Genomic DNA, 22,922 nt, shown 5'->3' with positions numbered 1-22,922 from the left:
GGACCTTCCTGGTCAATTAAGGTACGGTACGTACCGTACTCTATATCGGCGTGGCGGTGCAGTACGCTCGTCGCCGGAGGAGGTCGGCATGGGGGTGGGAGCACAGGTGGCGACCCGGCGGCGCGGCGCCGAGCTGGAGCGGGCGATCCTGCGCGCGGCCGTGGCCGAACTCGCCGAGTCCGGGTACGCCGGGCTGACCATGGACAGGGTGGCCAGGCGCGCGGGCACCAACAAGAACGCCATCTACCGCCGCTGGCCGCACCGCGCCGCCCTCGGTGTCGCCGCCTACCGGCAGCTCGTCACCGAGCAGACCCCGACGCCCGACACCGGCGACCTGCGCGGCGACGCCCTGGAACTGCTGCGGGGCGTCAACTGCGACCTGGCCACACCGCGCGCCGAGGTCCTGCGCAGCCTCCTGGCGAGCGCCAACGACGACCCGGAACTGCTGGCGCAACTGCACGAGCAGGTCGCCGACGGCGGAACCGGGCCCTGGCTGGCCATCCTCGACCGAGCCGCCGCCCGGGGCGAGGTCGCCACCGGGACCGTGCACCCCCGCGTCGCCACCGTCGCGCTCGTGCTGCTGCGCAACGAGTACCTGACCCGCGGCCTGACCACCGTGCCCGACAGCGTCCTCGTCGAGATCGTCGACGAGGTCTACCTGCCCCTGGTCCGCCGAACCGGCTGACGCGTGCCGCAATCGCGGCACCTACCCCGAGTGAGGCACTGTGGCTTGGAAGGCTGTGGCGGCCGGTGTCGCCGCCGCACTGGGCACGGGCGTGCTGCTCGTCGCCGTGGCCGACCTGCTGCGGCCGGGCTCGGTGAGCCTCCCGCTGGTCGGCGTGCTGACGTGGGCCGTCCACGGGCCGCACCTGGTCCTGGTGAGCCTGGTCGCGGCGGCCGTGGCGGTCCCGGTCGCGGTGCGGCGGCCACGGGGGTGGCCCAGCGGTGTCGCGGCGGCCGTGTCGGTCGCTGCCCTGGTCACCTCGGGGGCTGTCACCGGCTCCATCGTCGTCGCGGTGGTCGAGGCGGGCGGTTCGGTGAACCCGTTCGCCGCGCTCGCCCTCACCACCGAGTCGCCGGAACCCGATCGGACGACCGCCTACGCCGTGGTGGACGGCGAACCGTTGCGGGCACTGGTGTACGAACCCGGGACGATCGAAGGCGCTCCCGTGCTGATGCACATCCACGGTGGCGGTTGGTTCACCGGCGCCGCGAAGGATTCCGGAACGCACCCCCGTTGGTTCGCCGACCACGGCTGGTACGTGGTGAGCGTGGACTACCGACTGGCCACACCGGACAGTCCGACCTGGGACGAAGCTCCCGCCGACGTCGCCTGCGCACTCACCTGGACAGCCCGACGAGCCCGGGAGGCGGGTGCCGACACCGCTCGGCTCTCCGTTTCCGGTGACTCAGCGGGCGGCAACCTCGCCCTGAACCTCGCCTGGGCAGCGGCAACGGGCACAGCGGCGTCAACCTGCCCGGAACTGGGTCCCGTCCCCGTGCCGAAAGCGGTGGTCGCGGTCTACCCGGTCGCCAACCCGCTCCACGCCTACGACCACGGAAACCCAGCACACGGCCTGGGTCCCCGCGATTTCACCGACTGGTACCTCGGCGGCACCCCAATGGCCCACCCGGACCGCGTGGCCGCCATCTCCCCCGAAACCCACATCTCCGATGCCGCCCCGGCAACCCTCATCATCCAACCCGAACGCGACAACTTCATCCCCGCGCAAGGAAACCGCGAACTCGCCGACAAGGCGCGCACGGGCGGGGTCGACGTCACGCTGGTGAGCATCCCGTTCGCCCAGCACGCTTTCGACCTCACCGGCGGCAGCCTCGGCTCCCAGGCCACGCTCACCACCACCGCGCGGTGGTTGCGCGACCGCTGAACAGGCGTGTGGGCGGGTGATCGCCGGATCACCCGCCCACCACAACCCAGGCCATCAGTCCTTCTTGAAGACGTCCTTGATCTTCTCGCCCGCCTGCTTGAGGTGGCCCTTGGTCTGGTCGCCCTGGCCTTCGGCTTCCATCTCGTTGTCGTCGGTGAGCTTGCCCGCTGTCTCCTTGACCTTGCCCTTGAGCTGGTCGCTCTTGGCGTCGATCTTGTCGGCGTCGCTCATGTCGATCCCTTCGTCGTGTGCTCATGGGGTGCCCGGCGCGGCGCGCGTCAAACCTCTTTCGCCCTCGGCGGACGTACGCGTCACATCGGGGTGCGTGCGGTGATCGCCTCCCCGAGGATGGGGGAACACGGCAGAAGGAGTGGTGGTGGCGCGGACACGGGGGGACGGCACCGGGTCGAGGGTGCTCGGGGTGGTGGGGGCCGTCGTGGTGGCGGTCGTCGCGCTCGTGCTGGTGCTGCTCGGGCTGGGCGCACTGCTGCCCGGGCTCGGCCTGCTCGGCGCCGCCGGGACCGCGGTCGCGGCGACGACGGCCGCGCCGTCGGTGGTCATCGGGTTGCCGGCGGTCGGCGGGGCGCTGCTGGTGCGCAGGCGGTTCCGGCGGACCGGGACGGTGCTCGGCGTCGCCGGGGGCGTGGGCACGGCGATGGCGCTGGTCGTCGTCGTGGGCTTCTGGATCGCCGCCGCGGCGGCCGGGGCGACGATCAACCCGTTCCGCGCACTGGTGCCCACCTCACCGTTCGGCGACGGACCCGACGAGCACCCGGTGTACAGCCGGACCGCGTCGGGCCAGGACCTGCACGCCGCGGTCTACCGCCCGGCCACCGCGAACGCCCCGCTGATGGTCTACGCCCACGGCGGCGGCTGGGTCGAAGGGTCCGAATTGGACCGGGACCGCGACATGCGCTGGTTCGCCGACCGGGGCTGGCTGGTGGTGAGCGTGGAGTACACGCTGGCCTCCGAAACCGTGCACACCTGGGACACCGCGGGCCCGCAGTTGGCGTGCGCACTGGGCTGGGCGGCCGAACGCGCTCCCGCCTGGGGCGGCGACCCGACCCGGATCGCGCTGCTCGGCGACTCCGCGGGCGGGCAGCTCGCCACCACCCTGGCCTACCGCGCCGCCGACGGCACCGCGCAGTCCTCCTGCGGCGGCACCGTGCCCCGGGTCACCGCACTCGCCGTGCAGTACCCCGCCGTCGACCCGGTGGGCGCCTACGACAACGGCTTCTCCATCGGCGACGACCCGAAGCTCGACACCCGCTTCCTCGGCCGCGCCTACACCGGCGGCACCCCCGCCGAGGTCCCCGACCGCTACCGCAGCATCACCGGGACCACCGTCCTCCCCGCGAACGCGCCGCCCACGCTCGTCATCTCCCCCGACGACGACTCGGTCGTGCCGCCGAACGGCGTGCGCGCCTTCGCCGACCGGGCCGGGGAAGCGGGCATCGACGTCACCCTGGTGCGGTTGCCGTTCGCCAACCACGCCTACGACACCGGCGCCACCGGCAGCCTCGGCAACCAGGCCCGCCTCACCATCACCGAGAACTGGCTGCGCCGACACCTCCGCTGAACTTGCGCCGTCGGTCTGCCCCCTGGACGAGCGGCTGCATGCGATCCGCCAGTGGGACCACACCCGACCCCCTGACGCGCCACACCCGCCACCTGGCGTGAAACACCCGAACCGGACTGGGCGATGCCCGGTCGGCGCTCAGGCAGAGCCGCCGATCGAGCAGCCGAACCAAGGGGTGACCGGGTGGCCCAACGGGTACGACCGATCAGAGCAATCCGGTTCCTCACAGTGGTTCTGGCGGGTGTTTTAGTTACCCCATTCCTGTTCGATCAAACTCATAGTGACCAGGATCACAACAGTCGACACGTGGTGGCCACCGCCGCCGCCCTGGTGCCGACGGCGACCAAGCTCCCCCGGGCCGGTTGGACGGCGACCGCCACCACCGGAACCGCCGCCGCCGTGCTCGACGGCAACCCCGCCACGGTGTGGGAAACCGCCGCGGCGGGCCCCTTGCCCCAGTCCATCACCATCGACACGCGGCGCACCCAGCCCGTCTCCGGCCTCGTCTACACCCCGCGCACCACCGGCGGGATCGGCGTCCTGGGCCAGTACGAGATCCGCCTCAGCCTCGACGGCACCACCTGGGGCGCCCCCGTGGCCGCGGGCACGGCGGCCGACGACGCGACCGCCAAGGCGTTCAGCTTCGCCGTCACCGGCACCCGGTTCGTCCGGCTCACCGCGCTCACCGAGGCGGGCAACCGCGCCCCGCGCATCGCCGCGGCCGAGGTCGACCTGCTCGGCGACCCCGGCGCCCCGGTCCCCATGACCCCCCTGGCTCGCACCGGCTGGACCGCCGCCGCGAGCGACCAGGAGACCCTGCGGGAGAACGGCGCCGCCGCGAACGTGCTCGACGGGAACGCCGCCACGCACTGGCACTCCCGGTACGTGGTCGCCACCCCGCTGCCGCACAGCATCACCCTCGACCTCAAGCAGCCCACTGCGGTGGGCGGCCTGCTCTACCGGCCGCGGGCGAGCGGGGCGAACGGGCGGATCGGCGAGTACCGGGTGGCGGTGAGCACCGACGGCACCGCGTTCACCGACGTGTCCTCCGGGGCCTGGCCGGACACCGACGTCGTGCAGGACGCGCGGTTCTCCCGGGTGGCCACCGCCCGGTACGTGCGGCTGACCGCGCTGACCGAGGCGGGCAACCGCGGCCCGTGGTCCTCGGCGGCCGAGATCAACCTGCTCGGCCCGCTCCCGGGCACGCACCTGCCGCTGTCCCGGGCGGGGTGGACGGCGACGTCGGCCGCGCTGGTGGACAACGACCCGGCCACCTACTGGCGCACGACCGGCAGCGGCCTGTCGTTCACCGTCGACCTCCAGCGCGAACAACCGCTGTCGTCGGTCGTGGTCACCCCGCGCGGCGACTCGACCGAGGGGCGGCTCGGCGCGTTCTCGGTGGCGGTCAGCACCGACGGCACCACGTTCGGCCCGGCCGTGGCCACCGGCACCTGGGCCACCGACGCCACCCCCAAGGCGGTCGCCCTGACCGGGACCCCGACCGCCCGCTACGTGCGGGTGAGCACGACGCAGACCGTGGCCGCCGCGGCCGAGTTCCACGCCTACGGCCCACCCGCGCAACCGATCGCGGTCGGCCCGCTGAACCGCGACGGCTGGGTGGCGACCGCCTCCGACCAGGAGACCGCCTCCGAGGACGGCCGCGCGGCCAACGTCCTCGACGGCAGCGACGCCACGATCTGGCACTCCCGGTGGTCCGGCACGGCGGCCCCGCTGCCGCACTGGATCACCCTGGACATGCGCACAGCGCAAACCGTGGCCGGTCTCCAGGTGCGACCGCGTGGGGACAACGGCAACGGCAACATCGGGCAGTACCGGATCGAGCTGAGCGCCGACGGCGTCACCTTCGGCACCCCGGTGGCCACCGGCACGTGGCCGGACGGCTCCGCGGTGCGCACGGTCCGCTTCCCGGAGGCGCAGGCCCGCTACGTCCGGCTGACCGCCCTGACCGAGGCGGGCAACCGCGGCCCGTGGTCCTCGGCCGCCGAGATCGACGTGCTCGCCGCCTCCGCCGCCCCGGACGCCAGCGTCACCGGGTTGTGGGGCGCGACGGTCGGCTTCCCGATCGTGCCGGTGGCCTCGGCGCTGCTGCCGAACAACAAGCTGCTGACCTGGTCGGCCTACGCGGCGGACAACTTCGGCGGCAGCAACGGCTACACCCAGACCGCCATCATGGACCTGACCACCGGCCAGGTCACCCAGCGCCGCGTCGACAACACCGGCCACGACATGTTCTGCCCCGGCATCTCCATGCTCGCCGACGGCCGGGTCCTGGTCGCGGGCGGCAGCGACGCCAAGAAGGCCAGCATCTACAACCCGGCCACCGACACCTGGTCGGCCTCCGGCGAGCTGAACACCGCCCGCGGCTACCAGTCGCAGACCACCCTGTCGACGGGCGAGGCGTTCACCGTCGGCGGCTCGTGGAGCGGCGGCGAGGGCAACAAGGTGGGCGAGGTCTACTCCCCCGCGAGCAACTCGTGGCGCACCCTGTCCGGTGTGCGCCCGGAACCGTTCCTCACCGTCGACCCGCAAGGCGTCTACCGCGCGGACAACCACACCTGGCTGTTCGCCGTCGGCGGCGGCCGGGTCTTCCACGCGGGCCCGAGCAGGCGGATGAACTGGGTCTCCACAACAGGTACGGGCTCAGTCACCGACGCGGGCCTGCGCGGCGACAGCGCGGATGCGATGAACGGCAACGCGGTCATGTACGACGTCGGCAAGATCCTCACGGTGGGCGGCGCCCCCGCCTACCAGAACGCCGACGCCACCGCCCGCGCGTACACAGTGGACATCTCCACCGGTTCACCCGTGGTGCAACGGGTCGGCGACATGGCCTACGCTCGGGCGTTCGCCAACAGCGTGGTGCTGCCCAACGGCACGGTGGTCGTGATCGGCGGCCAGGGCTACCCGGTCCCGTTCAGCGACCAGACGGCGGTGCTCACCCCGGAACTGTGGAACCCGGTCACGGGCACCTTCACCCGCCTGGCCCCGATGGCAGTGCCGAGGACGTACCACAGCGTCGCCAACCTCCTCCCCGACGGCCGGGTCTTCTCCGGTGGCGGCGGCCTGTGCGGCACCTGCGCCACCAACCACCCCGACGGCCAGATCCTCACCCCGCCCTACCTCCTCAACCCCGACGGCACGCCCAAACCCCGCCCCACCATCACCTCGGCCCCCACCACAGCCGCCAACGGCGCGGTCCTCACCATCGGCACCGACCGCGCGGTCACCGGCTTCGCCCTGATGCGCGTCGGCTCGACCACCCACACGGTGGACACCGACCAGCGCCGCATCCCCCTCACCCCAACCCCTCTGAGCCCCACCTCGCACCAGATCACGGTCCCCGCCGATCCCGGTGTCGCCCTGCCGGGCAGCTACCTGCTGTTCGCCCTGGACGCCAACGGCGTGCCCAGCGTCGCCAAGGAGATCCGCATCGGACAGTGAGGGGGGCACAACGCGTGTCCGCCGTGCGGGAACACCCCGCACGGCGGACACGCGTGCTGTGAGTTCAGCCCTGTCAACGCGGCCGGTGCGGCTGCCCCTTGCGCTTGACCGGCTTGGCAGCCTCCGCCGCCTTCTCGGCCTTCTCCGCCTTCAACCGCGCGGTTTCCTTCCGCACCTCGGCCTGGACAGCCCGCTCCTGCGCCAACCACTCCGGCCCCTCGGCCTTCAACGCCTCGACCTGCTCGGTGGTCAGCGGGTCCACGATCCCCCCACGAGCGAGCCCACCGATCGAGATCCCCAGCTTCGCCGCGATGACCGGCCGCGGGTGCGGACCGTCGCGGCGCAGGTCGCGCAGCCACTCCGGCGGGTCGGCCTGCAGCGCGTTCAGCTCGTCGCGCGAGACGACCCCCTCCTGGAACTGCGCGGGGGTGGCTTCGAGGTAGACGCCCAGCTTCTTCGCCGCGGTCGCGGGCTTCATGGTCTGGGGGGTCTTGGGCGACGTCATGGGTCCAGGGTATCGGGCGTGTGCGGCACCCCCGATCACGCCCGGTAATCTGGCCGGGTGACAGCGCCCCCGTTCCGGCTCGGCTACGTCCCCGGTGTGATCCCGAGCAAGTGGGTGCGGACCTGGAACGACCGCTTCCCCGAGGCGCCGCTCACCCTGGTCCAGGTCCCCGCCGCCGACGCCGAGGCCCTGATCCGCGACCGCGCCGCCGACGCGGCCCTGCTGCGGCTGCCGGTCGACCGCACCGGCCTGCACGCCATCCCCCTCTACACGGAGACCACGGTCGTGGTGTTCCCCAAGGACCACCTCCTGGCCGCGGCGGACGAGGTGTCCACCGAGGACCTGACCGACAGCATCGTCCTGCACCCCCTGGACGACACCCTCGACTGGGACCGCCCCCCGGGCGAAGAAGCCGTCGAGCGCCCGGCCACCACCGGCGACGCGATCGAACTGGTCGCGGCGGGCGTGGGCCTGCTCGTCGTCCCCCAGTCCCTGGCCCGGCTGCACCACCGCAAGGACCTCACCTACCGCCCGCTGACCGACGCCCCGGAATCCCGGGTCGCCCTGTCCTGGCCGGAGGACGAGACGACCGACGCGGTGGAGGAGTTCATCGGCATCATCCGCGGTCGCACCGGCAACAGCACCCGGGGCCGCGCCCAGACACCCCCGGAGCCCAAGCGCCCGGACAGCACCCCCCGCAAACCCGCCAAGCCCAAGCCCACCGGCACGGCCAAGCACCGCGGCGGCAACCAGGCGGGCAAGCGCGGGAAGCCCCGCAAGCGGTCGTAGGGACGTGTCGGTGGACGGGTCTACGGTGGCCCGATGACCGAAGGTGACACCCCCTGGGAACCGCCCCTCGCGGGCACGGAGTCCGAGCACCTGATCGGTGCGCTCGACCGCTTGCGCGCCACCTTCCGCTGGAAGGCCGACGACCTCGACGCCGCCGGGTTGCGGACCCGCGTCGGCGCGTCCTCGTTGACCATCGGTGGGCTGCTCAAGCACCTGGCGGTGGTGGAGGACTACACGTTCACCGTCAAGTTCGCGGGCACGCCGATCGGCGGACCGTGGCGGCCCGCGGAGTGGGACGACGAGTTCGAGTGGCCGTTCACCTCCGCCGCGCGGGACACGCCCGCGGAGCTGTACGCGCTCTGGGACGACGCGGTGGCGCGGTCGCGCGAGCGGTTGGCGGCGGCGCTGGCCGACGGCGGGCTCGACCAGCGCGTGCACATCAGCGGACCGGACGGGCAGCACGCCACCCTGCGCAGGCTCGTGTGCGACCTGATCGAGGAGTACGGCCGCCACACCGGGCACGCCGACCTCCTCCGCGAGGCCGTGGACGGCCGGACGGGCGAGGACCCGCCGCCCGGGTGGCGGGCGAAGTCCGGCGTCCCCGCCTGATCCCCGGAGGCACCGCCCGATCCCCGGAGTGCCCGGCACGATCGCCGGGCACTCCGTCCCACCACGACCGGTCCACGCGGGATGCGCGCGGAGGAAGCTCTCAGGCGCGGGCCGCCGCCAGGTGGGCGGCGGCGATCTGCTCCAGGTGGGTGAGGTCGGAGGCGACCGTGGCGAAGGTGTAGCCCTCGGCCAGGCGGCGGACGGCGTCCTCGCCCGCGGAGGGGCGATCGCACTGGACCCGCACCCGGAGACCACCCTGCGCCAGCGCATCGGCGACGCCTACGCGCAGAAGCAGGCCATCGCCCGCTGGGCCGCCGCCCAGGTCCGCCCCGGGGAGAACGCGGTGCTCGACGCGGGCTCCACCACCGGCGCCTTGGCGCTGGAGCTGCGCACCACGTTCCCGCTGACGGTCGCCACCACGGGCCTCACCGCGTTGCAGGCCCTCGCCGACGTCGAGCAGATCCACGTGCAGTGCCTCGGCGGCACCCTGCGGCACGTGTCGCAGGGCTTCGTTGGGCCGCTGACCGAGGCCGCCCTGGACCGGATGACCTTCGACCGCGCCTTCCTCGGCGCGGACGGCGTCACCGCCGACGGCGGCATCTGCGAGGCGGAACTGGACCAGACCCGGCTCAAGGAGCTCATGGCCGCCCGCGCCGAGCGGGTGTACGTGCTGGCGCACGCGGCGAAGCTCGGGCGCAGCCCGTTCCACGCCTGGGCCCGGCTGCCCCGGGGCTGCACGCTCGTCACCGACGACACCGCCGACCCGGAGCCCTTCCTGGCGGCGGGCGTCGACACCGTGGTCGCCGACAGCTCCGGCCACCGGGTCCGACACACCACGCCGCGCGGGCTGGACACAAGTTGTCAAAGCCTCACCCTGACGCGGGCGGTGTCACATAATGTCCGGATGACGACGGACGCGGCACCCCGGGTACCCGCCCGCCGACGGTTTCGGGGGCTGTCGAACCTGGTCGGGCTGCTCATCGGCTTGGTGGAGCGCCCGAGGTGGTGGGGGCCGAAGTACAGCGACCTGCGCGGCGACCGGCCGCTGCCGCTGGTGTGCCTGGTCGGCCAGTCCGGCGCGGAGGTGCTCGACGGGCTGGCCGAGGGCTTGGCCAGCCGGACCCGCAAACCACCGTTCGCCAGGGTGGTCGCGGAGAAGGGCTCGGAGCAGCCGGACGACCGGCAGCCGGTGCTGCCGCTGCTGGAGCAACTGCGCCAGGGCCTGCGCCTGCCGGTCTACGGTTCCACGCGGCGGGCCCGCTTCCGCCACTACCACCTCGTCGACTGGCTGACGCGGCGCTCAGCGGGCAAGGCGGTGCAGCGCGACGAGACGTTCCCTACGGTGCAGGCCCTGCGCGAGTGGCACACCAGGGGCAGACCATCGGCGCTGTCCCCCGAGACCGGGGGCGACTCGCTCTGGCTGCGGCTGCTGACGCTGGTGCCGGACCTGCTGCGGCTGGCCCGGTTCGGCCTGTGGCGGACCTTCGGCGAGCCCCGGTGGCTGATGCGGCAGCCGTTCATGATGCCCGGCCACTCCACCCGGTTCGTCGACTTCGCCGACCGGCTCGCCGACAACCGGCGCGGCCGGGAGAGCGCCGACCAGGTCGAGAAGCTGCTGGTGCACGCGTTCCTGCAGGACCTGCGCGCCGAGTTCCGGCCGAGGCGGCTGCGACCGCGCCGGTGGCGGCACACCTCCTACGTGGTGGTGCTGCTGGAGGGCATCACCCAGGGCAACGGCGGCTGGAAGCTGCTGCGCCTGATCAACGACGTGCGCAACGAGTCCACCGAGCACGACCCGCTGCTGGTGGTGGCGACCGCGCAGCGCAAGCCCGACGACCTGCGCCCCGGTGAGGCGCCGTGGCGCGCGCAGGAGGCCGGGGCCGCGCTGGAGGCGTGGGAGAACGGGCTCCCGGTGGGCAGGCAGAAGCTCAGCGCCGACGCCCGCTTCCTGTTCCTGTCCGTCCCCGACCCCGGCGGCGACGGCCCCAGCGACGCCGACGACGCGGCCTGGCGGACCTGGGACGGCCACCAGTCGCCCAAGCCGCCCGTGCTGGCCCGGCCGTGGGCGCTGGTGCTGACCTTCGCGCTGGTGGTGGCCGCGCTGGTGAGCACCGTCGGCCTGCCCGCCGCCCAGCGCTACGGCAACGGCTGCCTGCCGCTGACCCTCGGCGACGGGGTCTCGGTGCGCTGGATGGACGACCTGGACGAGTGCGTCGGCTACAGCGACGACACCAGCCAGGTCTTCGGCACCGACGAGCGGCTGAAGCAGGCGCAGCGCGATGTCTTCGCCTCCAACCGCGTCGCCGAGGACCTGCACGAGGCGAGCGGGCGACCGCTGGTCAGCCTGGTCTACTTCGGCGACCTGACGCACGCGGAGGAGTCCCCGGGCACCGACGCGTCCATCGCCGAGGAACTGGAGGGGCTGCACATCCAGCAGCGGGCGCTGAACGTGGAGAACTACGACCGCCCGCTGCTGCGGATCGTGGTGGCCAACGGCGGCGAGGGGATGCGGACCGCCCGCACGGTGGTCGACGACCTGCTGCTGCCGATGATCGACGACGACCCGTCGGTGCTCGGCGTGGTCAACCTGGGTCTCACCACCGACGCCACCGAGAGCGCGCTGGGGGCGCTGGGCGACCACGGGGTGCCGGTCGTGGCGACCACGCTCACCGGCACGATCCTGCCGTCGCTGTCGCCGCTGTACTTCCAGCTCGTGCCGCCCAACGGCACGCAGGCCCGCGCCGTCGCCGGGTACGCCGCGACCCTGGGCGTCCGGCGGGTCATGGTGTACCACCCGGACCTGAGCGACAACTACCTGCGCACACTGGTCGAGGAGAGCGCGAACGCGTTGCGGGAGAAGGGGATCTTCTCCACGCCGAGCAGTTGGGGCGCCCAGGTCGGCGAGATCGTGCCCGCCTGCGGCGCGGACACCATGCTGTTCTACGCCGGCCGGGAGAACGACTTCCGCAACTTCCTGATCAAGGTCGTCACCACCTGCGGCAAACCCGGCCAGGAACAGCCGGTTGTCGTCGGGGACGACACCGTGTCCCGGTTCATGGCCCAGCAGAGCGTGCGCCAGGACATCAACCTCGCGGGCCGGCCCGCCTCCTTCGTGTCCCTGGCCCCGAGGGTCGTGCTCGCCGAGGGCAAGTGCCGCCCCGGCGGAACGGGTGAAGCGGACGACCAGGCGCTGACCGCGTTCTGCGAGGGCTACAGCAAGCTGCCCGAGGACAAGCGGCCCCGCAGGCCGTGGCCGGGCGAACGCGTCGGCCTGGCCTACGACGCGGCGGGCCTGTTCGTCCACGCCGTCGAACTCAACCAGCAGCGGCGCCGCGTACCGAACCCGCTCGACCCCCCGTCGACCACCCAGCCGCCGTACTCGCCCAACCGGGGCGCCATCGCGCACGAGATGCGCGGGTTCAAGGACTACCAGGGCGCCACCGGCACCATCGACTTCACCACCTCCGCGACGGGCACGACCCGGCCGGTGGGCATCCTGACCGTGGACAACGTGGGCGACGACAACGCCCTGCCGAGGTGCGCGTACGAGTACGAGAACAACGTCGGCAAGAGCTGCTGAGCCGTGTGTCGAAAGTGGAGTTCAGGCTGTGAGTGATCACAGTTGATGGGTCGGGGAGATTGCGTGAAGTGACCGAGTTCCCGCTCAGCTCGCCGTCACGGCGGCCAGGTACGCGGTGACGGCGGCTGCGTCCCGGGTGCGCAGTCCGACGTGTCCGTCCGGGCGGATCAGGATGAGTTCGTCGTCGTGGGCCTGGTACGCCGACCTCGCCGTGGCGTGCGGGTCGAGCAGGTCGGAGCCGATCGAGTGGGCATTGACCCCGGCGACGTCGGGCAGCGGGCCGACGCCGAACCGGTAGAGCGTCCAGTCGCCGCCGCGTTGCAGCTCGAACAGGCGCACCGGGCGCCCGTCGGGCCAGGAGCAGAGCGCGTCGGGGCTGCGGTCGCCCGGGTGCGGGCCTGCGCCGTCCCAGGGCGGGCTGAGCGGACCGCCGCGGTAGGTGATCCCCAGGCCGGACATCGCATCGAGGTCGGAGTCCTCGAACCGCGCGAAGCGCGTCAGCAGCTCCTTGGAGAGGCCCAGCACGGCTGCGGCCATCGGCAGCCGTTCTTGCTCGTAGGTGTCCAGCAGCGGCTCGGGCGCGCCGTTGAGGACCGAGGCCAGTTTCCACCCGAGGTTGATCCCGTCGTGGATGCCGGTGTTCATGCCCTGGGCGCCCGCGGGTGCGTGGACGTGGGCGGCGTCTCCGGCGAGCAGGATGCGCCCGATGCGGTAGCGGTCGACCATCCGCTCGTTGTAGCGCCAGCGCGAGGTCCACAGGGCTTCGCGGAGCGTGACGACTCCGCGTCCGTAGGCGTCGTCGACGAGAGCCTGGTAGGTGGCGGGTGTCGGCTCGATGTCGCCGTCGCTCTCGTTGATCTCGGCCTGGAGCACGAACGAATCAGTCGCGGGCAGCGGCACCAGTGACAGGCGCTGACCACCGGATCGGCGGCGGGCGTGCCACCAGTCGCGGTCGATGCCGTCGAGGCGGAAGTCCCCGAGCAGCATCTGCTGCTCTTCGCGGGTCACCCCGAGGAACGACACGCCCGCGAGCTTGCGGACGGTGCTGGACCCGCCGTCCGCGCCGACCAGCCACCCGGCGTGCAAGCGCTCGCCCGAGGAGAGTTCGACGGTGACGTCGTCGTCGCCGGACCGCATGTCGACCAGGCTCGTGCCGAACTCGACCCTGGCGCCGTACCCGGCGAGCAGGTCACGCAGGGTTTCTTCCAGTCGCCACTGCGGCAGCACCAGCGGGCGGGCGAACGGTGTGGTCGGTGTCGGCTCGACACCCTTGGTCATGTCGTGCTCGTGCACGCTGCCGTCGGGGTTTGCGTACCGGATCACCAGGCGTGTCCGTCCGGCGGCGAGCAAGCGGCCTGCCACACCGAAGCCGTCCAGGAGTTCGAGCGTGCGCGGCTGGACGCCCTTGCCCCGACTCCCGATCTGCGGCCCGGGTTGAGCGTCGACGATGCGCACCTCCACCCCCTTGCGGGCCAAGGTCGCAGCCGTGATCAGGCCGGTCGGTCCTGCTCCCACGACGAGAACTTCAGTGGCAGTCATACGCGTACTCTAACGCTAACACGTTATGACTTCATAACTCGGTAGGATTTGCTACCCTGTTCCGATGGATGCGAAGGAGGGGCGCCGGGAGCGCAAGAAGGCGGCGACGCGCAACCACATCGCGGAGGTCGCGCTGCGCCTCTTCGTGGAACACGGCTACGACGAGGTGGGCATGCGCGACGTGGCGAAGGAAGCGGACGTCGCCGTGACCACCGTGTTCGCACACTTCGCCGCCAAGGAGGCACTGGTCTTCGACCAGGACGAACACCACGAGGAACGCCTGGTCGGCGCCGTGGCGAACCGGAGCCGCGATCAGTCACTGCTCACCGCGCTGCGCGCCGAGGCGCTCAACGCCGCCCGGTGGTTCTCCACACCGAAATCCACCTCGTTCTGGACCCTCGTCGAAAGCTCGGCCGCGCTGCGCGGCTACGCCTCCCACATGCGGGCGCGGCACGAGCAGGCCCTCGCCTCCGCCATCGCCTCGGACCCCGAGGCACCCACGTCCACCACCGCCTGTCGTGCGCTCGCCCGCTTCACCCTGGACGCCTACTCCCTGGCCCGGGACGCTGAGAACCCGCAGGCCGCAGTGGAGGAAATCTTCGACCTCATCGAGCCCGGCTTCGCGCCCGCAGCGGGCCGACAGTCGGCGAAGCCGCCGAAGTAGCCGCTCTTCCCCACGAAACTGCGAACCGGTGCCCCGTGGCGTGACCTGCCCGAGCGGTATGGGTTGTGGAAGACCGCGCATGAGCGGCTGCGGTTGTGGACCAGGGACGACACCTGGGACCGGATCCTTGCCCATGTGGTGGTCAAAGACGACTCGGTGGGTTCTCTGGAATGGGTCATCGGTGTCGACTCCACCGTGGTCCGGGCCCACCGGCATGCGGCGGGGGCCCGGAAAAAAAGGGGGGCTGCGGCGGGCGCGGGTTGCCGTTGCGGGTGATCCTCACCGCGGGCCAGGCCGGGGACAACCTACAACTGTTGCCGCTGCTCAACGGCATCCGCGTGGCCAGGTCCGGGCCGGGGCGTCCCCGGACACGACCGGACACGGTCATCGCGGACGAGGCTCCCACCCCTGCACCCGACAAGCGCTGCGGGAGCGGCGCATCAGGTTCACCTGACCTGAACGCGCCGACCAGACCGCCCACCGAGCCGCCAAGGGCGCACAGGGTGCGTGCCCACCGACCTTCGACCCGGACACCTGCACGCGGCGCAACGTGGTCGAGCGGTGCTTTGACCGGCTCAAGCAATTCCGGGATCTCGCCACCGATACGCGAAACGATCCGCCTACCACCAGGCAGAACTGGCCATCGCCGCAATCATCCTCTGGTTCCGATGCCCCTTGCAGGACACGGCCTAGGTCTTCGGGGCACTCCGGAGCCAGGCGAGCGCTGCCGTGGCGGCGACGAGTTCCCACGCTTGGATCGTGTAGACCGACAGGCGCTCCCAGACGCCGTCCGGCAGGAGGTCGATCGCGGTCGTCCCGGGGTCGACCACGAGCATCACCAAGCCCACGATGCCCACGACCCCGAGGGCGAGGCTCAGGGCCGCGGCGCCGCGGCGTGCTGTGCGGCTGGCGACGATCGCGGTGAGGTTGCCGCCGATGATGGCCATGGCCGCGCCGATGACGTGGAAGGCGGCGAGCCCGCTCTCCAGCGCTTCCTGGCTGCCGGAGAAGATGCCGACCAGGGTGATGCCGACGCCGTGGACGACCGCGAGCGCGACGAACCAGCGGTGGTGCCGCACGCGTGCCGCGCGGGTGACGAGGAGCGCGGCGACGACGAACAGGACGCCGTGGGCGATGAAACCCGCGTTCATGACCGCGTGCAGCGGCGAATCGATGGCGCGTCCGTCGACCGTTGCGACCTCCGGGACGCCGAGGTCGCTGATGTAGTTCGTCGCGTAGGAGTAGCCGGGGAACGCCGATGCGGCGATCGCCTCGGCGATCAGGTACACCGCCACCGCCAGGACCCAGCAGGCCGCCGCGCCGGTCAGCAGGGCGCGGGAGGCCGGCTTCGCGGTGCTCACGGGGTCTGGAGGGTGGTGACCAGGCGGTTCAGGACCTGGGGGTCGTTGGGGAGGGCGAAGTGGTCCACGCCGGGGTTGTCGGTCAGGGAGAAGTGGTGGTGGCGCATGGTGCTCCAGACGCGGACGGCGTCGTTGGTGAGGTCTTCCTGGTTGCCGTCGCCGTCCCGGGTGAGGAACTGGGGCGGGGTGAGGAGTTGGCCGGTGCGGAGGTCGGGCAGGGTGGCGCCCACCACCGTCGGCAGGCCGGAGCCCTTCTCCGCGTGGACGTCGACGTTCGGGAACCACCGGGGGCCGGTGAACTCCACGAACCCCACGTAGTGGCGGGCGATCTCGGCCGCGACGGGGAGGTTCGCGTCGGCGAGGAGGCGGGGGTGGTCGCGGGGCGTGTAGGAGCGGCCGGTCGACTGGTCGGTGAGGACGACCTCCCGGTCCCCGAAGACCTCGGGGTCGGCGGCGCTCATGTAGGTGGAGGGGGCGGCCTGGTACATGCGGGCGCTGCTCTCGGCGTTCTCGACCGTGCTCGGGTAGCCGAAGTCCTGGACGTTCAGGCCGGTGAACAAGGTCGGGTACAGCAGGCCCTGGCCGGGGAAGTTGCCCGCGATCGGGGTGAAGCCGTGGATGTGCCGTTCGCGCCACTCGCGGGTGGTGTGGGTCAGGAGGTGGTGGGCGTACAGCGGGCCGTTGGAGTGGCCGACGAGCTGGACCTTCCGGCCGCCGTTGGCGCGCACGGTGTCCTCGATGAGGCGCACGGTCCGGGGCAGGAAGCCACCCATGTCGGGGGTCAGGCGCGAGTCGTACCCGGCCACCCGGATGTCCTTGTCGCGGACGTAGCCCACCGATTCCAGCCTGCGGTACATCGGCTCGTAGAAGGGGGCGCTGGAGGTCCGTCCGAAGTCGACCAGGCGCACGCGCACCCCGGGTTGCTCGGAGAAGCGCGCGGCCACGGGCACCGACCGGTCGGCCCGGTACCGCAGGGTGAGCAGCTTGTCCTGGCACACCTGGCTGAAGTCCGCGCTCGGCCGGTCGTTGCGGTACCAGTCCTGGAAGCGGCCGGTCCTCGGGCACTCCGGCGCCGCCGTCTGGCCCGCCACCACGACTTCCAGCTTGCTCAGGTGAAAGGCCGGGAACAGCACCACCGGCGCCCGCCGGACCGGGGCGGCCGAGGCCACACCGCCGAGCCCCGTCAACGACAACAGCACGACCAGGGCGATTCGCGCCCACACCTTCGCGTTCACCAGCAGTTCCCCCGACTCGCACCCGACCACGAGCCGCCAAGGGTACCGGCGGGTGATCGGATCCGCACTCCTCGTATCCACAGGCCGTTCCGCCGCGAAAACCCGATCCTGTCGGGCCTCGGTCCTATCGTGGTCCCACACCGACACCGAGGAGTGCCATGACCACCCTGACCGACCGCCCGAACACCGCGCTGCTCGTCGTCGACGTCCAGAACGGGGTCATGGCGGGGACGCACAACCGGGAGGGTGTCATCGCCAACGTCGCCACCCTGGTCGACCGGGCCCGGGCGGCGGGCACGACCGTGGTGTGGGTGCAGCACCACTCGGACGAGTTCCCCCGGGGCAGCGAGAAGTGGCAGTACGTCCCCGAACTGGTCCCGGCCGAGTCGGAGCCGGTGGTGCACAAGGCCTACGCCGACTCCTTCGACGACACCGACCTGGAGGCCGTGCTCGCCGAGCACCGGGTGGGCAGCCTCGTCGTCAGCGGCGCGCAGACCGACGCGTGCATCCGGGGCACCCTGCACGGGGCGATCGCCCGGGGTTACGACGCGACGCTCGTGGCCGACGCGCACACCACCGAGGACCTCTCCGAGTGGGGTGCACCGACTCCGGACAAGGTGATCGACCACACGAACCTCTGCTGGGACCACCACACCGCCCCCGGGCGCCGGGCGGGGACGATCAAGACCGAGGCCGTCACCTTCGGCTGAACCGCAGCGGACGGCGCACCGGGCCCCGTGCCCGGAGTCCCGTGCCACCGGGCGCGGGCCGTGGGCTACGGTCCTCGCACAACCGAACAGTCCCCCGGCGGGGGAAGCCGGTGCGAATCCGGCGCTGACCCGCAACCGTGAGTGGCCGCGCGCCACGAGTCGGAATGCCCGCCCCGGGACACGAACAACCCTGTCTGTCGCGGAGTGCGGAACGGGTCCCCGTTCCGCACCGCGCGGACGCCCGGGACAGCACTCGCCGTCCCGGAGGTCGCCACCATGGTCCAGTTCTCCCGCCGCGCGCTGCTGGGCGGTGTCCTCGGGGCCGCCGCCCTCGGTCCCCTGACCGCCTGCGCGGGCACCGGTCCCGCCGCGTCCGGGCGGCTGCGGGTCGCGTTCGCCGCGGGCGGGTCGAAGGAGACGCTGGACCCGGCGCTGGTGTCGCTGTTCGTCGACCAGGCGCGGGCGAAGGCCCTGTTCGACACCCTCGTCGCCTACAACGCGGACATGTCGCTGCGGCCCCGGCTGGCCGAGTCCTGGGAGAGCGACCCCACCGGGCGGCGGTGGCGGGTCAAGCTGCGGAAAGCCGCGTTCCACGACAACAAGCCGGTGACCGCCGAGGACGTGCTCCACAGCCTGCGGCGGGTGGCCGACCCGGCGGTGGCGTCGTCGTCGCGGCAGTACTTCGCCACGGTGGACTTCGGCGCGAGCCGGGCGCTGTCCCCCACCGAGGTGGAGTTCGTGCTGGCCGCGCCGGACTTCGAGTTCGCCGCGGGGCTGGGCGCCCCCGGGACCGAGATCGTGCCCGCGGGGACCACGGACTTCACCGCCCCGGTCGGTTCGGGGCCGTTCCGCTTCGCGTCCTTCACCCCCGGCGGCCCGGCCGTGTTCCGCGCCTGGGAGGGCCACTGGGAGGGTCGACCGACCCTGGCGGAACTGGAGTTCGTCCCGGTCAACGAGGAGGCGGCGCGGGTCAACGCCCTGCTGTCCGGCCAGGTCGACTACGCCCACGACCTGGCGACGGGCACCGCGGCCCGGCTCACCGGCGAGTCCGGGGTCTCGCTGCTGGAGACGAGGCTGACGACCATGCAGGGCGTGGCCCTGCGGCTCACCGAGCCGCCGTTCTCCGACCTCCGGCTGGTGCGGGCCGTGCTGCTGGGCGTGGACCGCGACGAGCTGAACCGGATCGCCCTGTCCGGGCGCGGCGAGGTGGGCAACGACCTGTTCGGCAAGGGCCTGCGCGGGTACGCCGCCGACCTACCCCAGCGCACCCGGGACGTTGACGCGGCCCGCGCGCTGGTCCGCGAGGCCGGTGCCGAGGGCCTGGCGTTCCCGCTGGAGACCAGCGACATCGACCCCTGCTTCGAGACGGCGGCGACGCTCATCTCCCGCCAGCTCTCGGAGATCGGCCTGGTCGTCACCCCCAACACCCGCGCGTCGAGCACCTACTTCACCGAGATCAAGACCAAGGGCGTCGCCGCGCACACCCGCACCGCCACCCTGCCCGTACCCACCTTCCTCAAGCAGCGCTTCCGCACCCGGGGCTCCAGCAACACCAACGGCTTCACCTCCCCCGCCTTCGACGACCTGCTGGACCGCGCCGTCGCCACCGCCGACGAGCAGCAGCGGCTGGCCCTGCTCACCGAGGCCCAGCGGATCACCCACGACCGGGCCGGACTGCTCGCCTGGGGGTTCAGCAACTGGGCGGTCGCCACGTCGAAGCGGGTGTCCGGTGTGGTGGGCTCCCCGCCGAACACCGCCGACTGGGCCAGGTTCGACCGCGTCACCCTGTCCTGAGGTGCCGGGCTACCCGGCCAGGCGCCTGGGGCTGTCCGCGGTGCAGGCGCTGGTCGTCCTGGTGGCCACGTTCGGCATGACCGCCCTGCTGCCCGGCGACGCGTCCTCGGTGGTGCTGACCGAACACGCCGCACCGGAGGACGTCGCGGTCGTCCGCGCCCGTCTGGGCCTGGACCAGCCGCTGACCGTCCGCTTCGGACACTGGATCTCCGGCCTGTTCACCGGCGACCTGGGCGAATCCCTGGTGACCGGTCTGCCGGTCACGGAGGAAATCGGCCGCCGGTTGGCCGCCACGGCGCTGCTCGCGGGGGTCACGCTGCTCGTGCTGCTGCCGCTGGCCCTGCTGGTCGGGGTGGTGAGCGGGCTGCGGGGGGGCTCCCGGGTGGACCGGGTGCTGACGTCGGTCGCGGTGCTGCTGCACGCGGTGCCGGAGTTCGTCCTCGGCCTGCTGCTGGTGGCGGCCCTGGCCGTGCACGGCGGCCTGTTCCCGGCGACCGCGGCCGGGGTGGACCTGCTCGCCCGGCCGGAGGTGCTGGTGCTGCCGGTGACCGTGCTGGTGGCGCGGCAGCTGTGCGACCTGGCGCGGCAGGTCCGCATCGGCGTGGCGGAGCAGAGCGCGGGCGAGGTGGCCGGGCACCTGCGGCTGCTCGGCCTCCCGGAGCACGCGGTCGTGCTGCGCCACGTGCTGCCGGGGGCCTCGGCGCCGGTGGTGCAGCAGTTGGCGCGGACGGTGGAGGGGTTGCTCACGGGCGCGGTGGTGGTGGAGTCGCTGTTCGCGGTGACGGGGCTGGGGACGGGGTTCGTGGAGGCGGTGCAGAACCGCGACGTCCCGCAGGTCCAGGGGTACGTGCTGGTCTTCGCCGGGGTGGTGGTGCTGGGCAACCTGGCGGCGGACCTGGTCGCCCACCGGCTGACCCCGCGCCGGGAGCTGGTGCTGCGGTGAGCCGGGCGCTGGGGTGGGTGTTGCTGGTGGTCCCGCTGCTGGTGGCCCTGGGCGGGCCGCTGGTGGCCGGGTCGGTCGAACCGGTCGGTGCGCCGTCGGCGCCACCGGGGGCCGGGCACCCGCTGGGAACCGACGTGCTGGGGCGCGACGTGCTGGCGGTGGTGCTCTCCGGCGGCCTGTCGGTGGTGGGGTTCACCGCGGCGGCGCTGGTGCTGGCCTACGGCGTCGGCGTGCCGGTCGGGTTGGTGGCGGCCGGACAGCGGCGGGTGGTCGACGAGGTGCTGATGCGCGGGCTGGACCTGGTGCTGGCGTTCCCGTCGCTGCTGGTGCTGATGGTGCTCGCGGCGACCGGGCACCGCGGGGCGGTGGTGCTGGTGTTCACCGCGGCCGCGGTGCAGGTGCCCGCGGTGGTCCGGGTCGTGCGGGCGGCGGCGCTGGCACCGGGGTGCCGGGTGGCGGTGGAGGCGCTGTACCTGCAGGGGCAGTCGTGGTGGCGGATCCACGTCGGGTACGTCGCCCGGTCCACGCTGGGACCGGTGGCCACCGACGCGGGAACGCGGGTCGCGCTGGTACTGGGGCTGGTGGCGTCGGCGAACTTCCTGGGCCTGGGGCTGCCGTCGGGGTCGGTGGACTGGGCCGTGGTCATCGACCGCAACAGCGACGCCCTGTACGCGCAGCCCGCGGTGGTGCTGGTGCCCGCGGCGCTGCTGGTGGGGTTGTGCGTGGGCGCCAACCTGGTCGCGGACTCGGTCCTGGGGCGCGGGCGGAGGAGCGGATGACCCTGCTGCGGCTCGACGGGCTCCGCGCGGACGCGGACGGCCACGCGCTGCTCGACGACGTCTCCCTGCGGCTGGGAGCAGGGCGGGTGCTCGCGGTGCTGGGCGGTTCCGGTGCGGGCAAGACCACGCTCGGCCTGGCCGCGCTCGGCGAATCCCGGCGCGGTGTGCGGTTGGGCGGGACCGTGCGACTCGGGGGCGTCGAGTTGCTGGGTCTCGGTCCCCGCGAGCGGCGGCGGGCGCGGGCGGGGGCCGTGGGGCACCTGCCGCAGCACCCGGGCGCCGTGCTGGACCCGGTGCGGCGGTGCGGTCCCGTCCTGGTCGAACTGGCCGCGGTCGGCCACCGCGGCCGAGCCGCCCGGATCGCCGCCGCCGAACGCGCCCTGCACGCGGCCGGGCTCGATCCCGGGCACTGGCACCGGTTCCCGCACCAGCTATCCGGCGGCCAGCAGCAACGGATGGCGCTGGCCACCACCCTGGTGACCGCCCCGAACCTGCTGGTGCTCGACGAACCCTCCACCGGCCTCGACCCCCGAGCCCGCGAACGCCTCGCTGAACGTCTGCGAGCGCTGTCCGCAGCCGGGATGGCTCTCCTGCTCCTCACACACGACCTGGACCTGGTCCGCGCCACCGCCGACGACATCGCCGTCCTCGAACACGGCGCCCTGGTCGAAACCGGCCCCGCCGACGCGGTGCTCACCGCTCCCCGACACCCCGGCACCGCCGCCCTCCTGACCGGGGACACCCCGCTCCCGCCGGGCCCGGCGGCGAGCACACCACCCGTGGTCGTCGCGGCGGGCCTCACCGTGCGAGCGGGACACACGGTCCTGTTGCGACCGACGGACCTGACCCTGACCGAGGCGAGCCGAACCGCGGTGATCGGCCCGTCCGGAGCAGGCAAGACCACACTGGCCCGCGCGATCGCTGGTCTCCAGCCGCCTTCCGGGGGCTCCATCACGCTCGACGGCCTACCCCTCCCCGCCCACGTCCGCGAACGCTCACGGGAACAGTTGCGGGCGGTCCAATACGTGCACCAGGACGCCCACGCCTCCTTCGACGAGTTCCGCGACGTACTCGGTCAGGTCGCCGCCACCGCGACCCGACTGCGCGGCCTCCCCGAACCCGAGGCCCGCGCGGAAGCCACCGCCCTGCTCGACGCCTTCGGCCTCTCCATCGGCACCCGCCACCCCCACCAACTCTCCGGCGGCCAACTCAAGCGCTGCGCCCTGGCCCGAGCCCTCCTCGCCCACCCCCGCCTCCTGATCTGCGACGAGGTCACCAGCGGCCTGGACGCCACCACCCGGGCCACCACCCTGCGAACCCTGGACAACGCGTCCACCCGCACCGGCATGGCCCTGCTGCTGATCGGCCACGACCACCAAGCCCTGACAACCATCACCGACCGCACCATCACGGTCGACGGCGGCCGGGTGACCGAGTCACCCGGCTCCGCGCAGACCCAGTGGAAGCACGGCCCGCGCTGAGGT

Annotated in this window: 19 protein-coding genes and 1 riboswitch; of the genes, 14 read left to right on the top strand and 5 right to left on the bottom strand. The window is 72.8% G+C overall.

All coding sequences use genetic code 11. The features are described 5' to 3' along the window. Window positions 1–88 precede the first annotated feature (88 nt). Window positions 89–685, top strand: a complete 597-nt coding sequence (locus L6E12_RS08460) for a TetR/AcrR family transcriptional regulator (protein WP_236227327.1) — start codon at window positions 89–91, stop codon at window positions 683–685. 40 nt (window positions 686–725) lie between these two features. Continuing rightward, the gene (locus L6E12_RS34325; protein WP_236227326.1) at window positions 726–1,889 is read left to right on the top strand and encodes an alpha/beta hydrolase; all 1,164 of its coding nucleotides are present in this window, start codon (window positions 726–728) and stop codon (window positions 1,887–1,889) included. A gap of 54 nt (window positions 1,890–1,943) precedes the next feature. Here L6E12_RS34325 and L6E12_RS08450 read toward each other — a convergent pair whose 3' ends face one another. Then, entirely contained in the window at window positions 1,944–2,120 is a 177-nt protein-coding gene (locus tag L6E12_RS08450) for a CsbD family protein (protein ID WP_035281581.1), read from the bottom strand. Window positions 2,121–2,265: 145 nt separating this feature from the next. Here L6E12_RS08450 and L6E12_RS34320 point away from each other — a divergent pair, with 145 nt between their 5' ends. Next, window positions 2,266–3,468, top strand: a complete 1,203-nt coding sequence (locus L6E12_RS34320) for an alpha/beta hydrolase (RefSeq protein ID WP_236227325.1) — start codon at window positions 2,266–2,268, stop codon at window positions 3,466–3,468. A 306-nt stretch (window positions 3,469–3,774) separates the two neighbouring features. Next, entirely contained in the window at window positions 3,775–6,930 is a 3,156-nt protein-coding gene (locus L6E12_RS08440) for a discoidin domain-containing protein (RefSeq protein ID WP_236227324.1), read from the top strand. Window positions 6,931–7,003: 73 nt separating this feature from the next. On the opposite strand, the gene L6E12_RS08435 is transcribed toward L6E12_RS08440, so the two are convergent. Further along, complete coding sequence (locus tag L6E12_RS08435) at window positions 7,004–7,435, bottom strand: DUF5997 family protein (RefSeq protein WP_236227323.1); 432 nt, start codon at window positions 7,433–7,435, stop codon at window positions 7,004–7,006. A gap of 57 nt (window positions 7,436–7,492) precedes the next feature. Between L6E12_RS08435 and L6E12_RS08430 the strand changes: the two genes are divergently transcribed. The 3 genes from L6E12_RS08430 to L6E12_RS08420 all read left to right on the top strand — a co-directional run bounded on the left by L6E12_RS08430 (window position 7,493) and on the right by L6E12_RS08420 (window position 12,413). Beyond that, a complete protein-coding gene (locus L6E12_RS08430; protein ID WP_236227322.1) occupies window positions 7,493–8,224 on the top strand; it encodes a LysR family substrate-binding domain-containing protein in 732 nt (243 codons plus the stop codon). A 33-nt stretch (window positions 8,225–8,257) separates the two neighbouring features. After that, the gene (locus L6E12_RS08425) at window positions 8,258–8,833 is read left to right on the top strand and encodes a DinB family protein (protein WP_236227321.1); all 576 of its coding nucleotides are present in this window, start codon (window positions 8,258–8,260) and stop codon (window positions 8,831–8,833) included. A gap of 145 nt (window positions 8,834–8,978) precedes the next feature. After that, on the top strand, window positions 8,979–12,413 hold the full coding sequence (locus L6E12_RS08420; protein WP_236227320.1) for a DeoR/GlpR family transcriptional regulator: 3,435 nt from the start codon (window positions 8,979–8,981) through the stop codon (window positions 12,411–12,413). An 84-nt stretch (window positions 12,414–12,497) separates the two neighbouring features. On the opposite strand, the gene L6E12_RS08415 is transcribed toward L6E12_RS08420, so the two are convergent. Next, on the bottom strand, window positions 12,498–13,952 hold the full coding sequence (locus L6E12_RS08415; protein WP_236227319.1) for an FAD-dependent monooxygenase: 1,455 nt from the start codon (window positions 13,950–13,952) through the stop codon (window positions 12,498–12,500). Window positions 13,953–14,016: 64 nt separating this feature from the next. Between L6E12_RS08415 and L6E12_RS08410 the strand changes: the two genes are divergently transcribed. Together L6E12_RS08410 and L6E12_RS35670 are read left to right on the top strand one after the other, a co-directional pair. Further along, window positions 14,017–14,616: a TetR/AcrR family transcriptional regulator gene (locus L6E12_RS08410; RefSeq protein WP_236227318.1), complete on the top strand. Its 600-nt coding sequence runs from the start codon at window positions 14,017–14,019 to the stop codon at window positions 14,614–14,616. Between the two features lie 18 nt (window positions 14,617–14,634). Further along, window positions 14,635–14,892, top strand: coding sequence for a transposase (locus L6E12_RS35670; protein ID WP_374201851.1), 258 nt, complete (start codon window positions 14,635–14,637; stop codon window positions 14,890–14,892). Between the two features lie 413 nt (window positions 14,893–15,305). Here L6E12_RS35670 and L6E12_RS08405 read toward each other — a convergent pair whose 3' ends face one another. Beyond that, window positions 15,306–15,977 (bottom strand): DUF998 domain-containing protein, encoded by a 672-nt coding sequence (locus L6E12_RS08405; protein WP_236227317.1) that lies wholly within the window; start codon window positions 15,975–15,977, stop codon window positions 15,306–15,308. After that, window positions 15,974–17,212: a hypothetical protein gene (locus tag L6E12_RS08400; protein ID WP_236227316.1), complete on the bottom strand. Its 1,239-nt coding sequence runs from the start codon at window positions 17,210–17,212 to the stop codon at window positions 15,974–15,976. Before L6E12_RS08400 ends, L6E12_RS08405 begins: the two co-directional genes overlap by 4 nt. A gap of 158 nt (window positions 17,213–17,370) precedes the next feature. On the opposite strand from L6E12_RS08400, the gene L6E12_RS08395 reads away from it, so the two are divergent. From L6E12_RS08395 to L6E12_RS08375, 5 genes are all read left to right on the top strand, one after another. Beyond that, a complete protein-coding gene (locus tag L6E12_RS08395; protein WP_236227315.1) occupies window positions 17,371–17,922 on the top strand; it encodes a cysteine hydrolase family protein in 552 nt (183 codons plus the stop codon). Window positions 17,923–18,022: 100 nt separating this feature from the next. Beyond that, window positions 18,023–18,092, top strand: a riboswitch (cobalamin riboswitch). Between the two features lie 106 nt (window positions 18,093–18,198). Continuing rightward, window positions 18,199–19,716: an ABC transporter substrate-binding protein gene (locus L6E12_RS08390; RefSeq protein ID WP_236227314.1), complete on the top strand. Its 1,518-nt coding sequence runs from the start codon at window positions 18,199–18,201 to the stop codon at window positions 19,714–19,716. Window position 19,717: 1 nt separating this feature from the next. Beyond that, window positions 19,718–20,659 carry an ABC transporter permease gene (locus L6E12_RS08385; RefSeq protein WP_236227313.1) on the top strand — a complete coding sequence of 314 codons (942 nt, stop codon included), beginning with the start codon at window positions 19,718–19,720 and terminating at the stop codon, window positions 20,657–20,659. Continuing rightward, on the top strand, window positions 20,656–21,438 hold the full coding sequence (locus L6E12_RS08380) for an ABC transporter permease (RefSeq protein ID WP_236227312.1): 783 nt from the start codon (window positions 20,656–20,658) through the stop codon (window positions 21,436–21,438). Before L6E12_RS08385 ends, L6E12_RS08380 begins: the two co-directional genes overlap by 4 nt. Next, window positions 21,435–22,919 carry an ABC transporter ATP-binding protein gene (locus L6E12_RS08375; RefSeq protein WP_236227311.1) on the top strand — a complete coding sequence of 495 codons (1,485 nt, stop codon included), beginning with the start codon at window positions 21,435–21,437 and terminating at the stop codon, window positions 22,917–22,919. The genes L6E12_RS08380 and L6E12_RS08375 overlap by 4 nt, the downstream gene beginning before the upstream one ends. Window positions 22,920–22,922 lie beyond the last annotated feature (3 nt).

This window comes from Actinokineospora sp. PR83 (genome assembly GCF_021056305.1).
In the GTDB taxonomy this organism is placed as follows: Bacteria; Actinomycetota; Actinomycetes; order Mycobacteriales; family Pseudonocardiaceae; genus Actinokineospora; species Actinokineospora spheciospongiae.
Note: the sequence above shows the minus strand (reverse complement) of the source record. Positions and strands in the feature narration are given on the sequence as shown.

Excerpts from the sequence above, each read along its gene's own strand:
- L6E12_RS08460 (WP_236227327.1), top strand. The coding sequence starts at position 89 with ATGGGGGTGGGAGCACAGGTGGCGACCCGGCGGCGCGGCGCCGAGCTG.
- L6E12_RS08450 (WP_035281581.1), bottom strand. The coding sequence starts at position 2,120 with ATGAGCGACGCCGACAAGATCGACGCCAAGAGCGACCAGCTCAAGGGC.
- L6E12_RS08435 (WP_236227323.1), bottom strand. The coding sequence starts at position 7,435 with ATGACGTCGCCCAAGACCCCCCAGACCATGAAGCCCGCGACCGCGGCG.
- L6E12_RS08425 (WP_236227321.1), top strand. The coding sequence starts at position 8,258 with ATGACCGAAGGTGACACCCCCTGGGAACCGCCCCTCGCGGGCACGGAG.
- L6E12_RS08415 (WP_236227319.1), bottom strand. The coding sequence starts at position 13,952 with ATGACTGCCACTGAAGTTCTCGTCGTGGGAGCAGGACCGACCGGCCTG.
- L6E12_RS08410 (WP_236227318.1), top strand. The coding sequence starts at position 14,017 with ATGGATGCGAAGGAGGGGCGCCGGGAGCGCAAGAAGGCGGCGACGCGC.
- L6E12_RS08395 (WP_236227315.1), top strand. The coding sequence starts at position 17,371 with ATGACCACCCTGACCGACCGCCCGAACACCGCGCTGCTCGTCGTCGAC.
- L6E12_RS08390 (WP_236227314.1), top strand. The coding sequence starts at position 18,199 with ATGGTCCAGTTCTCCCGCCGCGCGCTGCTGGGCGGTGTCCTCGGGGCC.
- L6E12_RS08375 (WP_236227311.1), top strand. The coding sequence starts at position 21,435 with ATGACCCTGCTGCGGCTCGACGGGCTCCGCGCGGACGCGGACGGCCAC.